Origin of the sequence: Bradyrhizobium sp. 63_E2_N1_3 (assembly GCF_052076005.1) — a bacterium.
Classification (GTDB): Bacteria; Pseudomonadota; Alphaproteobacteria; order Rhizobiales; family Xanthobacteraceae; genus Bradyrhizobium; species Bradyrhizobium barranii.
Genome location: NZ_CP197235.1, coordinates 2,335,428 through 2,348,396, shown reverse-complemented (window position 1 = coordinate 2,348,396; position 12,969 = coordinate 2,335,428). Strand labels below are relative to the sequence as shown.

The window sequence follows — 12,969 nt, the reverse complement described above, 5'->3', positions numbered from 1 at the left end:
CGGGAGACTTGGCCGCGCCCGATCGGAGAAGCCGTCACATCGATCGGGCATCATGGCGTGCGGAACATGCAATGCTGGGCCGAGGACTGCCGGAGCACCGCATCGCAAGCGTCAAGAGCGCTCCAGGCCGGCGACGTCTTCGCGTCGTGTCAATCGTGAGGACCCGGAAGTTCGCTGATCCTAACATCGGCCCTTCTAACCCGCAGATCGGTGCTGATCCGCCAACAGGGCATCGATGTATATGGGAGTTTCCGGCTCCTGAAGGCGATGACTCTGTCCCAGCCCGACGCGTACGGGCATGACGGAAGACATGATGGATGACAAGAAGCTGCTGGCGAAGTTCGCCGAGCGGATCCCGTTAGGCCGCGTGTGCGAACCCGAGGAAGTCGCCGCGGTAATCGCGTTCTCTGGCGACGTCGTTCACCTTTCGGTGAAGCGGTACTGTCGCCCATCGTGTTGCGCGCATGCTGACCTCAATGCCGTTTGCCGAGCACGAGGACGAAAGGGACGACGAAGAGCCCAACGCCCTGGTCGTCGCTGACATGCAGCACCCAGTGACGCCAATCCTCGAGGCTGCGCTCGTTGGTGAAGGATCGCACGAGCGGGGTCGCATGAACGCGCACCTCAGCGAGATCGTTCACCACGGCGCCGTGGTGATCGAGGAACACTTTCTTCGCGTTGGAGCGGGACGCGTGAAAGAAACGTGGTGCGAGCTCGAACTGCATGATCAGGCCAGAACCAGCACGGACTCCGCCTACCACTTTAATAGGCCGGCGAATCCGAGATCGGTCAGCTCAATCGTTGCGCGACGCCGTGTCGGACCGAACGCGCGTCACGTCCTTTGCGTCGATCGGGGCAGTCGCCGCCCCCCAACTGTTTCTGATATAGCTGAGGACCGCCGCGATCTCGCGGTCATCGAGCTGCCATCCGTAGGAGGGCATCCCGGGCGCCGTCGGCTCGGCCATCGTACCTACACTTCGCGCACCGCGGAGCACGATTCGGATTGCCGTTGTGGGATCATTCGAGCGCACCATCGTGGACTCTGCGAGGGCGGGAAATAGGTGGGGAACGCCCTTGCCTTCGATCCCGTGGCAGGCGGAGCATTGGTCCCGGTAGATCGCGCCTCCGGCCGCCATCACGTTCGCACCCACCGGGGCAAGCCTCGCCTCATCCTTGTTGCCCGGCAATGATTTCAGATACGTCGCAATAGCCTTCGTATCCTCATCCTTCATCCTGGACGTCGACAGCTCGACGGCCTCCGCCATCGGCCCTGTCGCAGCGGTAGCGCGATTGTGCCCCGTCTTGAGGTAGAGCGCGACATCGTCTGCCGTCCAACTGCCCAGTCCTGTCCGCCGGTTGTTGGTGATGTCAGGCGCCGACCAGCCCTGGAGATTTGCTCCCTGCAGATATTGATCGGTTCGATCGCCTCCGAGCAGCGTCTTCGGCGTGTGACAGGCTCCGCAATGCGCCGGCCCGTCGACGATGAACTTGCCGCGATTCCATTCGGCGGATTTGGTCGGTTCCGGCTTGTATTCACCTGCCGTGAAGTAGAGCGCGTTCCACACGATCATCGTTGAGCGGATATTGAATGGAAACGGAAGCGTATCCGCGTTGCGCGAATTTCGGACCGGCTCCAGCGAAGTCAGATAGGCCCGGATTGCCATCACATCGTCACGCGACATCCGGGTGTACGCATTGTAAGGCATGGCCGGATAGAGATGCGCGCCGGTTCGTCCGATACCCTTTCTCACCGCGGCATCGAATTGATCGTCGCTCCAGGCTCCAATGCCCGTTTCCAGATCGGGCGTGACATTGGGCGATATGATCTTGCCGAACGGCGTTTCGATCGGCCGCCCACCCGAAAACGGCTTGCCGCCGGGAACGGTATGGCAGCCGGCACAGTCCGACAGGATCGACAGATAGCGCCCGCGTTCGATCTGGGTGAACTCTTGCATGTTTGCGGAGCCGGCATGCGCGCGGCCAGCCAGCGACGCCAAAACGAGCACCGCGCAAACGAGCGTGCATACGCGAGGAATCCTACGCATCGACCAGCCTTCCGGGATTCTTGAGGTACTGGTTCCGGATCGCGGCCGCCGACCAATAAGCGAGCGCGCCGACCGTGAGCGTCGGGTTGTAGCCGGCGTTCTGCGGAAAGGCGCTTGCCCCCATCACGAACAGATTCGGGACATCCCAGCTCTGCAGATATTTGTTGAGGACGCTTGTCTTGGGATCGGCCCCCATGATCGCACCGCCGTTGAGATGCGTCGTCTGGTAGGTCGTTATGTCGTATGGCGCGGTTCGATACTGCACGGCGAGCTTTTCAGCGCCCATCGCCTTGATGATCTCGGCGAACTTGTCGGTGAGAAACTTGTTCTGCTTGATCTCGTTCTCCTTGAGATCCATCGTGATCCGCATCAGCGGACGCCCGAACCGGTCCTTATAGGTGGGGTCGAGATCCAGGTAGATGTCGCGGTAGGCGTAGAAGCTGCCATGCACACCGGTGCCGGGCTTGACCGTGCTGAGATAATTGTCCTTCACCGCCTTCTTCCAGTCGGCGCCCCATGCCGGCGTTCCCGGCGGCACCAGGGTGCTTTCGATCGGACGAGCACCTGTCTGCACCTGGCCGACATAGCCGCCGCCGACGAAACCATGCGGCCCGTGATCGAAATTGTCGCCGTTGAACTCGTCGATACACATCCCGATCGAACCCGATGCGATGAACGGGTTGAAGTTGAACTTCTTGTTGTCGAAGAAGCCATTGACCGACGAGATCGTCTGGTGGGTGTAGTTTCGGCCGACGACCCCAGTGTTGGTGACGGGGTCGTAGGGCTGCCCGATTTGCGAATGCAGAAGAAGCTGCACGTTGAACATCGTGTAAGCCGACAGGATCACGAGGTCGGCCTGCTGCTCCCATTCTTCGCCGCTCGAGTCCACGAATGTCACGCCGGTAGCGCGCTTGCCTGAACGATCGACATTGATCCTAACAACCTCTGAATTGTCGCGGAGGCTGAAGTTCGATTTTCGAATGAGATGCGGCAGGATGGTTGTTTGCGGGCTGGCCTTGGAATAATTGCCGCAGCCAAACCACTCGCAGAAGCCACAATAGGTGCAGGGGCCAAGGCGCATGCCCAGCGGGTTCGTATAGGCTTGCGAGAGATTGCCCGAAGGCTGCGGGAACGGCTTGTAGCCGAGCTCGCGCGCGGCTTTCCCGAACAGCGTATGGCTGAACGGCTGGGCCTGCGCCGGGGTCGGATAAGGACGGGACCGCGGCCCTTCGAACGGATTGCCGCCGTCCATGATCTTGCCGCTCAGATTTCCGGCCGTCCCCGACGTGCCGCACAGATATTCAAAGCGATCGTAATGCGGCTCGAGCTCGTCATAGGTCACGCCCCAATCCTGGATCGTCATATCCGGGGGCAGGAACGCCGCGCCATAGCGTTCGGTCAGATGTGTCTTCAGCACGAAATCCGACGGGAGAAACCGCCACATTTCGGCATTCCAGTGCACGCCCCCGCCGCCGACGCCGTTCGGCGGCATGAACGCGCCCCAGCTCCGGATCGGCAGCGCCGTCTGGTCCATCTTATTGCGGAACGTGAACGTCAGCTGGTCCGGACGCAGGAACAGCTCGTGCCGGATGCGATAACGAAGTTCGTCCTGCATGTAGCCCGGCGGAAAATCCGTCGGCGCGTCGCGCCATGGACCGCGCTCGAAAGCGATGACCTCGAGCCCCTCGTCGGTCAGCTCATTAGCCATGATCGCGCCGGTCCAGCCGAAACCGACGATGACGACGTCTTTCCTGGGAAGCCTTCGGGACATGCTACGACCTCGTCCATTGCGCGTTGCCGGTCATGCCAACCGGCGGCAGCGGAAAGCGCTCGTTGTGGCGGTTCACCCAATCGAGATAGTTGTAGCGCGCGCCCGGATAGCCGATCATCTTCCACGCGACCATGTCGCGGTTCCCGCCATAGATCGGGTCCGCGAAAAATCCCATCTGCGCGTCCTTGACGAGTTGCGTGAAGAACGCCTTGCCGTCGACGCCGTCGAGCTTGAGCTCGCCCTTCTCGACCGCCTTCAGAAGCGCGATCCTGTCGTCGCCGGAGAGCTCGGCGAAGGGCTTTCCACCACTGTGCTGCTTGCACGCACGATCGAATGCAGCGAGACCGTCCCGATAATCCTGTGCCGGACCGTTCGCCGACTGATGGCCCTGATTCTTCAGGCCGGGCTGAAACGGTGGGCGCACATACAATCCCTCCTGCCGGCCGTAAGGCCCAGCCAGCTGCCGGTCGATGAACACGGCGGAGCCGGCATCCTTGCCGCCCGGCGTCTCCGGATCCGGCGGGATGATGCAATCAACGAGTGCCTCCATGGCTCTGCCTTCTTCGCCGTTGAAGAACTCCCACGGCCCAAGCTTGATTGGCGGCGGCGGATTTCCTGCATTGGGAACCCAGGGCAACCTCCCCGCGATCGTGGCCGCTTTGACGGTCGTCGCGCTGAACAGCAGCATGGCCGTTCCGGCAAGGAACTCCCTGCGCCGCAGGGCGATTGTTGCGGGCTTCGCCTGTCTCATTTGTTCTTCCTTATCGGTCGACTACGCTGTCAATGACAGTTCGGAGACGGCCAATCGCCCGCGAACACCATTTTGCGCGAGCAACGCAACCGTCATTCGGCCAAAACCCGAACGGAAGTGAAACGCCGTATGTCGCTTATGACCCGCATCCATCGCTCATGATCGACAGCAATTATCCGTGAATACCCGCGATCTCACGAGCGGTGCTCCCGAATTCTACAGTGGTCCATCGATCGCGTATTCCACGAAGCGCATGATATTCCGAAAAGACACGATGCCCGACCGCAGAGGGTACAGAGGTTACCGCAAACCAATCCCGAAAATGACTGCCCTGCCCGGCTCGCTTGCGCGTCGGCCACACCAATGCATGAAGGCGTGTCGCTGGAAGTTGTCGCCTCCGGTATGCGCACAGAAAACGACGTTGAAGTCGGATGGTTCGATGTCCGTCTTGGGCCACTAGCGAAGGGCGCAAGCGCTTCGAATTTGCACGAACTGATAGATCGCAAATCGCTGATTGACCCACATCTCGGTGATGGTGCGCTCAATGCGCGCGTTATAGGCGGCGGAGGTTCATGATAGACCACGCTCATACGCCCTCGTAGACCAACTTGGTGAAGTAGCCTCCATCGACGACGAAGTTGCCGAATCTGTCATCAAAGGCCGCGGTCGGCCTCGCGGCAACGGTCTCGTCGCGAGATAATCCTCGCTCTTTTAGAGTTGCAACGCTATCTCTAACAACTACGAGCATCTCGCGGAACTCCTTCAACTCGGATCGATTGCCGATAGGCTTTCCGTGGCCGGGGACGATGATCGTTGCGTCTGTGGTTGCTGTCAGGTTGGCATCAGATGCAGCAATCATTCCGTCGATGCTGCCTCCCGTCGAGTAGTCGATGAACGGATAGACTCCGTTCCAGAACGTGTCGCCGACATGAACAATATCCGCCTCGGCAAACGTAACGGCGATATCACTGTCAGTGTGTGCGGAAGCGTACCGCCATAAGTGGAGATTTGATGCGTTGAATTGAAGATCGTACTCTTCCGTGAAGACTTCGCTGGGCATTCCATCCAGAGATGGGGGCAGAAAATTGTAGTCCCAGTCTTCCACTCGCTGCACCTTTGAGAGATATTCTCGGGTCTTTTCATGCGCGATGATCTTCGCACCGGTCGAATGCAACCAGGTATTTCCATCGGAATGATCAAAATGCCAATGCGTGTTTATGACATGTGTGACGGCTCCGGGACCCAACTCTTCAAGAGCCCTGGCAAGGCGCGGTCGCGAGATTCCAATACCAGCGTCAACGAGCACCTTGCCGTCTGCCCCCGCGAGAACCGCAATGTTCCCTCCCGAACCTTCAAGCACGCTGATATTGTTACGCAACTTGTGGGTAACGATCGGTGAGACCGCGGCGGCATCTTTGATAGCGCTTACGAGTCCGCGTGCTTCGGCAAATGCCTCACTCGGCGAAAGCCAACGACTAGCGGTCGAAAGCGCCGCGCCCGCGACACAGCAGGAGCAAAAACGTCGCCTGGAGAACACTTGCGATGGAGTGATTGTCATGATTTGCCTCCAATGCTCCACATGGAGCCCATAAACGGCCGAACCGTCCGTGCGGCTCAACGGATTGGAGCGACCCTAATCCCTCACTGACACCAGATCATTTGAGCTCACGTCGGTGTCTGAAGTAGGCACACCGTCTCAAGCGGAAGATCAAGGATAGCTTCAGCACCAGCCTCGCCAAGATTGAAGGCAAATGTCGCACCGAGGGCCTCCGCAAGTCCGCTAATAATTCGCATGCCGCCTCCATTCCTTGGCTGCGCCATCGAACCAGATCCATTGTCCAACACTCGACACACCACGGACTCTTGTGACACCAGACAATCAACCCGAATCACGCCACCTCGCTGATCAAACGCGTGGCGAGCGGAGTTCGTAATGAGCTCTGAAATTATCAATCCCATCAACCACGCGCGTTCGGCAGACAATCGGAATGGCTGATCGACAAGAATTAGCTCAATGCCCGCATTTACGAGCTTGGAGCAAGTTATCGAGAGGCACAGCTCGCGCAGATATTTCGAGGCATCGACAAGATCGCTTTGCGTTGGCATCTGCAGCGCGTGATGAACCCGCGCGTAGGCGTGCAATTGTTCCAGTACATTTGCCAGTGCAGTCTTCACATCGTCGTTTGACGATCTAGCCGCGGTCGAGGATACGACCTGAATCGCCGACGCAAACTCGTTGTTAATTCTATGAGTAAACTCGTGCAGAAGCAGTTGCTCTGAGAATTGGATCTTGGGCCGCGCTATGGTGTTCAAGAGATGCTCCGCCGTCTTGTATGAGCCATATGACAAGGATTGAGACCTCGCTCCGTATTCTGCGACGCTTTCGCGGTATCATCTTTCGAATTCGGACTGTGTTTTGAGATCGAACGCAAAGTGGCATGCTCCGCGGACGGCATTGAGCCACCCGGCCACACCTTAGAGTTGCTTGGCTCGACGCTAAAGAGTTGCTTGGATCGACGCTAAAGAGTTGCTTGGATCGACGCTGACCGCCCGGTCGTTACAACCGTATCGAAATGTCCTTGCACGGCTTTTCGGGCAGAGGCCTTGCCTGCGGCAATAAACTAACTTGATTTCGGACCAGCATAAATCGAGGATTGTTTCCAGCAGCCGGCTCCCCCTACAAAAAGCCTTAGGCTCTACAATGCCCGGCCTACCCATTGATCGCGGTCAACACGAAGGTCGACATGAATCGAGCGAGACGCACGATCAAGTCGTTTCGTTTGGACCGTTCCGGCTGTTCGCCGCGAGACGGTTCCTCGAACGTGACGGCACACCGGTTCGTCTGAGTAGTCGAGCCCTCGACATCCTTGTCGTTCTGGTCGCAGAAGCTGGCAAGGTAGTCAGCAAGAGTGACCTGATCGCGCGAGCCTGGCCTGGGATCACCGTCGACGAGGCCAATATTCGCGTCCAGGTCGCCGCGCTTCGGAAGGCACTCGGCGACGGAGCCACGAGTGCGAGCTATATCAGTACAATTCCCGGGACGGGTTATTGCTTCGTCGCGCCGATTTTTCGCGCGGGGGTCCCAGCATCGACCAATCAGGCGTTTGATCCGGACTACAATCTTCCGCCTAAGGTTACGCGGATTTTCGGACGTGATCAAACGGTCGGGGAAATCGTTATCCGGTTGAAGACCGAGCGCTTTCTCACGATCGTGGGACCGGGCGGCATTGGGAAGACCACGGTGGCTGTCTCAGTCGGTCACGAGCTGAACAACGAGTTTGGCGGCGCCGTATATCTTTTCGATCTTGGACTGCTGAGTGATCCGCTTCTCATACCTGGCACTATTGCCGTGACGCTTGGTATTCCGCTTCAGTCCGCGGATCTCACTACTGCCTTGATTAACCATCTCCGGGACAAACGAACGCTTTTGATCTTTGACAGCTGTGAGCACGTAATAGAAACCGTGGCGACGCTAGCTGAGCGAATATTCGCGAACGCACCGCAAGTGCACATATTGGCGACCAGCAGGGAATCCTTGCGGGTCGAAGGCGAACATATTCATCGGCTACCGCCGCTCGCCAGTCCACCCGATAACGTACGCCTCACCGCTACGCAGGTACTCGATTTCCCCGCCGTGCAGCTATTTATGGAACGCGCTATCGCTGGCGGACGACGACAACTCACGCTGACCGATACTGATGTTCCCATAATCGGGGAAATTTGCCGTCGGCTAGACGGAATCGCCCTCGCCATTCAACTCGCCGCTGCCCGTGCCAACGCCTATGGGATGGAGGGCACCTTGTCACTCTTGAAGGATCGGTTCGAGCTAACATGGGAGGGACGGCGTACGGCGCGCCCACGTCATCACACACTGAGAGCAACGCTCGACTGGAGTTATGATTTACTGCCGCAGGAAGAACGCTTGGTTCTTCGCAGGCTTTCCGTTTTTGTCGGCACCTTCACACTTGAGGCAGCGTGCGCAGTTGCAGCAGATGAAGATCTTGATGACATACGTGTCGCGGCGGCCACCGCCGCTCTGGTTGGAAAATCCCTTGTTGAGGTCGACAAAGGGGGGACAAAACGGCGGTACCGACTACTTGATACCACCCGCACCTATGCTGCAATCAAATTGGGAGAAAGCGGGGAGCTCGACCCGACGAAGCAGCGTCACGCGATCCATTATCGAGAAGTCCTTGAACGCCACGATTCCAGCTCGCTCACAATGTCTCGAGACTTGAGCCTGCGATCAGAAGTGCTCGGTAACGCGCGCGGCGCACTCGATTGGAGCCTATCGTCCGCGAACCACACCGAAGTCGGAGTTTCTCTGGCGGCCTTAGTCGCACCTTTCCTGTCTGAGCTTTCGTTATTGGCCGAATGTCATCGCCTAACGAGGCGAGCGCTGGGAGTAATCGGCGAACCTGATCGCGCCACGCGACGAGAGATGGAATTGCAGGCGTCGCTGGGATCATCGTTGATGCTTACGGAAGGCTACCGCGAGGATGCGCGGATCGCTCTGATGAGAGCACTGGATTTGGCCGAGGTCCTTGGCGATCCGTACTTCCAAATGCGGATGCTTCGCTCCCTTCACAACTTCCACATTGCAATTGGGGATTTCCGCAAGTCATTTGAACTTGCGCAACGCAATGAGGAGGTCGCCCGAAAAACGAACGATCCAGCCCCCATTGCTGTAGCGAATTGGATGCTCGGGCTTTCGAACTATTTCGCCGGCAACCAGCTTTCTGCCGAGAGAAGTTGCGAGAGCCTTCTCGCCGATCCCAGCGTTCCTCGCAACCAGTCGAGTAATTTTGGCTTCGATAGTCATACGGAGACGCGCGTTCGGTGTGCGTTGGCCGCAATTCGGTGGTTTAGGGGATTCCCCGACCAGGCCGTCAAGATGGCGCTGGAGACAATCCACGATCGCACGGATATAGAGCATCCCGTCACATTGAGCACCGGCCTGGTCTTTTCTGGTTTCATGTTCGTTCGCATCGGAAATGTCCCCGTGGCGCGCGGCGTGATCGAGCGACTTATCGCTCATTGCGAAAGGCATTCACTCGGTCCCCACCGTGCAGTTGGTATCGGCTTGAAAGGTGTGTTGGATATTCACCATGGCGACGCAGAGGAAGGCGTCGAGATGTTGGGTGGCGCAATCAGCGCACTGCAAGCTGACCGGTACGAACTGCATCATCCGGCATTACTTGGCAGCTTGGCCGAAGGCCTCGCTAAGCTCGGGCGGAGTGACGACGCATCAGCGACCATCGACGATGCAATCGCCCGAGTTGAAGACAACGGCCAAGCATTCATATTGCCAGAGCTGCTGCGTATCAAAGGCGTCATTTTAGCGTCGGCAGATCAAGAGGATTTAGCGGGCGCGGAACGGCTATTTCAGAGATCGTTGAAATTGGCCGACGTGCAACATGCTCTTTCTTGGGAATTGCGAACCGCGATGAGCTTTGCCGAACTGTGGATACACCAAGGTCGTCAATCAGACGGCTGCAGTCTATTGGCTGCTGTGTTCAACCGATTCACGGAAGGATTCGATAGCTCCGATCTCAAGGCCGCAAAGGCGTTGCTCGGCAAGTTAAGGGCGACTCCGGGCCTTTGATCGACAAAGGTGAATTCAATCGAACGTACCTGAAAGGCGCCCGATGGCATTGGCCGTGGGGCGGGTCTGGGGAGGAAATGCCCACCGGCGGGCCTCGGGACGGCGCGAGCGCCGAATATCAGTCATAAACGCAAGCCGATGGTTGAGAGGTTGATCTTTCAAGGCCTCCCGAAACGACTAAGAGTTTGAAAGGATACGTAGCCATTCGAGCGAACCAGCCACAGCGTGGCAATTTGCAAACGTGAGACACTTGATTCATCCACCGGTGCCCCGGGCGCGGGAAGTCACCTACCCGCTGGCCGAAAAATTTCGCCCGCGGCTCTCGAGGCAATGCCTCTCCATAAGATCGCCGCATCGTTCCTGATGACGCTTGAACGTCCGGGTGGGCCTCGCCGCTGATCAGAGTTCGACCGCTCAGTTCGGTGCCACTCTGGCTGTGGTGGCTGTGGAAGCCACTGCGTCAAGCGCGATCAACATAGCGTGGATGGCCGCCTTCGATTTGGTCTCTGCCTTGTGTCGCTTGGCGAGCCAAATCAGATCATTGTATGAGATCCAGGTCGCCCCCGCTTCGTCCTGCCAGATAAGAGCCTTGAGCGGCAAGTCTATGCCGATAGTCTGCACCGTTTGCATTAGGGGCGTCCCCCTCTTGGCGCTGCCAAAGATCAAAAGGTTTGTCGGGCGCAACTTCATGCCGGCAGCGGCAGCCGCAGCCGCATGGTCAATTCGGGCAAACACCGTCATGCCCGTGGCTTTGATCGCGGCCTCGAGCCGCTCCATCGTTTCCTCTGGGCCGTAGTTGCTCTTGATCGAAATCAATCCCTCTATAGACATCGCCTTTACTCCTTCAAATCCGAACAAGCAGATGGCAACGACCACACCAATAATCGAACCTCGGCTCGACGCATGCGCATCGGAGGCAGTCGTTGTCGCTTCCTTCATGACGTCCAGCTCAGTTATGGTGGCTCTGCGGGTAGTCGAATTCCGGTACCGGAACAAATCCGTTGCGATTCGGCATTTGAACTTTAGGCAGGCTCTGCTTGTCCAACTTCCCATCCATGGGTAATATCCCGTTCAGGCTAAGCAGGTAGGCAGCGACGGCATAGGTGTCGTCGACACCTAGCGAACCGGGTGCCTGGTAAGGCATGGCCCGGTGAATGTAATCAAACAACGTTGTGGCATAGGGCCAGAAGCTGCCGACGGTCTTGATGGGATTTTCGGAAGCGAGCGTGCCCTGACCACCAACCAAGCGATCCTTGATGCCATCTTGGCCGCGCGTGCCGTGACAGCCTGAGCAGTTGTCTTCGAATATCGCTTTACCCTGCGCCACCGTGCCACTGCCTTCTGGCAGGCCCTTGCCGTCCGGCCTCACGTCGATGTCCCATAGTTCGATCTCATCAGGCCTAGCAGGACGCCCGAATTCTTCGGCCAGCACCGGTGTCACCAAGCAGCTGGCAAGGGCAATTCGCAAGAAGAGCTTATGCAAGAACATTGCGGACTCTCCCTGCTGCGTCGATGCTCCAGGTCTGCTGCGCATTGTAGTGAAAGAGCGCGTTTGTTCCCATGAGTGCGATAAGTGCAGCGCGATCTGGTTGAACGTTGCCCTTATCGTCGGTAGAACGACTTACGATCTTTGTGCTTCGGCCATCCCAGATCCAGCTCATCTGAAATCGGGTCTGGGTTTTTGGAAGTACTGGATGACTCAACTCGGCTTGCTTCCAGCTCTTCGCGCCGTCGGTGCTGATCTCGACCTTCTCGACCTTGCCATGACCGCTCCAGGCCAAGCCTGTGATGCGATTGTATCCAGGCTCTATCACCATCGTTCCGGATGGCGAGGTGATAACAGAGTTGGTCTCCATCCTGAGCTGGAACTGGGCCGCCTTTCCGTCTGCCAGAAGCTGCGTATAGCGAGCGGTTTCCCAGCGGGTCATCCAGGGTTGATCGCCGAACTTCAGACGCCGAAGCCATTTGATGTTTAGATTTCCCTCGAACCCGGGCATGATAAGTCTGATCGGGAAACCGTGAGCAGGCCTGAGCGGCTCGCCATTCTGACCGTAGGCGACGAAAGCCTCGTCCATGATCTCGTCCGTGAGTGGAATGCTACGCGCAACGCCCGCGGCATCGCCACCCTCGGCAAGCATCCACGTGGCCCCGGAGTTCTTGCCGACCAATTGGATCAGGAACTTTAATGGCACTCCGGTCCATTCATTCGTACTGACGAGGCCATGGGTATTCTGCACGGTGAGGTTCTCGTCCGCGTTTTTCCAGTTCTCCCACCCGTTACCGGTGCATTCGATAAAGGCCATCCGCGAAATCGACGGCATCGCCTTGAGATCGTTCAATGTTAAAACCAGTTGCTTCTGCGTCATGCCATGCAGCAGAAGACGGTGTTTGGCGGGGTCGAGTTCGGGTACACCCGCATGGCTGCGCTCGTAGTGAAGGTCCGACGGCGTGATCGCGCCGACCAGTTTGTCCAGGGGCGTTTTCGAATTGATCGCGTCGCCGGGGTCGACGTGGCGTCGTCCTGGCCCCGCCTCGGGAATCCGCTCGATATGAACGTACTTTGATCGCTCGCTGTGGCCGCTGAGATCGGAGCCAACTTCCCGCGGCGGCACATCGGCCAACGAGTCAGCCATTGCTCTCCCTGCGACGACACTCCCCGCGATCCCAGCGGAAGCGCCTGTCAAGAATCTTCGACGCGACACTGCGTCTTCGGCGGCCTCACTTGGGAAGTTCTCAAATGCCGGCCTCATGCCGATTTCTCCTATCTGCAAAAACTGACTGATTGAGATTTCGACTG

At 58.1% G+C, this 12,969-nt stretch carries 10 protein-coding genes and 1 pseudogene; 2 read left to right on the top strand and 9 right to left on the bottom strand.

Annotated elements, in window-relative coordinates; translation table 11 throughout:
* Nucleotides 1-286 precede the first annotated feature (286 nt).
* Nucleotides 287-541 (top strand): annotated as a pseudogene (locus AB7531_RS10935) (hypothetical protein); the annotation flags it as partial.
* Here the strand turns inward: AB7531_RS10935 and AB7531_RS10930 are convergent.
* From AB7531_RS10930 to AB7531_RS10905, 6 genes are all read right to left on the bottom strand, one after another.
* Nucleotides 474-725, bottom strand: coding sequence for a DUF6894 family protein (locus tag AB7531_RS10930; protein WP_063981731.1), 252 nt, complete (start codon nt 723-725; stop codon nt 474-476). The pseudogene AB7531_RS10935 and the gene AB7531_RS10930 sit on opposite strands and share 68 nt — an antisense overlap.
* 69 nt (nt 726-794) lie before the next feature.
* Nucleotides 795-1,955 (bottom strand): c-type cytochrome, encoded by a 1,161-nt coding sequence (locus AB7531_RS10925; protein ID WP_441279949.1) that lies wholly within the window; start codon nt 1,953-1,955, stop codon nt 795-797.
* A gap of 82 nt (nt 1,956-2,037) precedes the next feature.
* The gene (locus tag AB7531_RS10920; protein ID WP_063981729.1) at nt 2,038-3,816 is read right to left on the bottom strand and encodes a GMC family oxidoreductase; all 1,779 of its coding nucleotides are present in this window, start codon (nt 3,814-3,816) and stop codon (nt 2,038-2,040) included.
* 1 nt (nt 3,817) lies between these two features.
* Complete coding sequence (locus AB7531_RS10915; protein ID WP_063981728.1) at nt 3,818-4,567, bottom strand: gluconate 2-dehydrogenase subunit 3 family protein; 750 nt, start codon at nt 4,565-4,567, stop codon at nt 3,818-3,820.
* 586 nt (nt 4,568-5,153) lie between these two features.
* Entirely contained in the window at nt 5,154-6,125 is a 972-nt protein-coding gene (locus AB7531_RS10910; RefSeq protein ID WP_063986167.1) for an MBL fold metallo-hydrolase, read from the bottom strand.
* A gap of 107 nt (nt 6,126-6,232) precedes the next feature.
* Nucleotides 6,233-6,880: a sensor histidine kinase gene (locus tag AB7531_RS10905; RefSeq protein ID WP_063981727.1), complete on the bottom strand. Its 648-nt coding sequence runs from the start codon at nt 6,878-6,880 to the stop codon at nt 6,233-6,235.
* Between the two features lie 313 nt (nt 6,881-7,193).
* Here AB7531_RS10905 and AB7531_RS10900 point away from each other — a divergent pair, with 313 nt between their 5' ends.
* Complete coding sequence (locus AB7531_RS10900) at nt 7,194-10,172, top strand: ATP-binding protein (protein WP_187387968.1); 2,979 nt, start codon at nt 7,194-7,196, stop codon at nt 10,170-10,172.
* A 414-nt stretch (nt 10,173-10,586) separates the two neighbouring features.
* Here the strand turns inward: AB7531_RS10900 and AB7531_RS10895 are convergent, their stop codons facing one another.
* From AB7531_RS10895 to soxC, 3 genes are read right to left on the bottom strand one after another with little or no spacing between them, the layout of a single operon-like run.
* The gene (locus AB7531_RS10895) at nt 10,587-11,111 is read right to left on the bottom strand and encodes a DUF302 domain-containing protein (protein ID WP_441279948.1); all 525 of its coding nucleotides are present in this window, start codon (nt 11,109-11,111) and stop codon (nt 10,587-10,589) included.
* Between the two features lie 10 nt (nt 11,112-11,121).
* Complete coding sequence (locus tag AB7531_RS10890; RefSeq protein ID WP_084795009.1) at nt 11,122-11,661, bottom strand: c-type cytochrome; 540 nt, start codon at nt 11,659-11,661, stop codon at nt 11,122-11,124.
* Nucleotides 11,648-12,922, bottom strand: coding sequence for a sulfite dehydrogenase (soxC, locus tag AB7531_RS10885; RefSeq protein ID WP_063986166.1), 1,275 nt, complete (start codon nt 12,920-12,922; stop codon nt 11,648-11,650). The genes AB7531_RS10890 and soxC overlap by 14 nt, the downstream gene beginning before the upstream one ends.
* Between the last annotated feature and the right edge of the window lie 47 nt (nt 12,923-12,969).

Excerpts from the sequence above, each read along its gene's own strand:
- AB7531_RS10930 (WP_063981731.1), bottom strand. The coding sequence starts at position 725 with ATGCAGTTCGAGCTCGCACCACGTTTCTTTCACGCGTCCCGCTCCAAC.
- AB7531_RS10925 (WP_441279949.1), bottom strand. The coding sequence starts at position 1,955 with ATGCAAGAGTTCACCCAGATCGAACGCGGGCGCTATCTGTCGATCCTG.
- AB7531_RS10920 (WP_063981729.1), bottom strand. The coding sequence starts at position 3,816 with ATGTCCCGAAGGCTTCCCAGGAAAGACGTCGTCATCGTCGGTTTCGGC.
- AB7531_RS10915 (WP_063981728.1), bottom strand. The coding sequence starts at position 4,567 with ATGAGACAGGCGAAGCCCGCAACAATCGCCCTGCGGCGCAGGGAGTTC.
- AB7531_RS10910 (WP_063986167.1), bottom strand. The coding sequence starts at position 6,125 with ATGACAATCACTCCATCGCAAGTGTTCTCCAGGCGACGTTTTTGCTCC.
- AB7531_RS10895 (WP_441279948.1), bottom strand. The coding sequence starts at position 11,111 with ATGAAGGAAGCGACAACGACTGCCTCCGATGCGCATGCGTCGAGCCGA.
- AB7531_RS10890 (WP_084795009.1), bottom strand. The coding sequence starts at position 11,661 with ATGTTCTTGCATAAGCTCTTCTTGCGAATTGCCCTTGCCAGCTGCTTG.
- soxC (WP_063986166.1), bottom strand. The coding sequence starts at position 12,922 with ATGAGGCCGGCATTTGAGAACTTCCCAAGTGAGGCCGCCGAAGACGCA.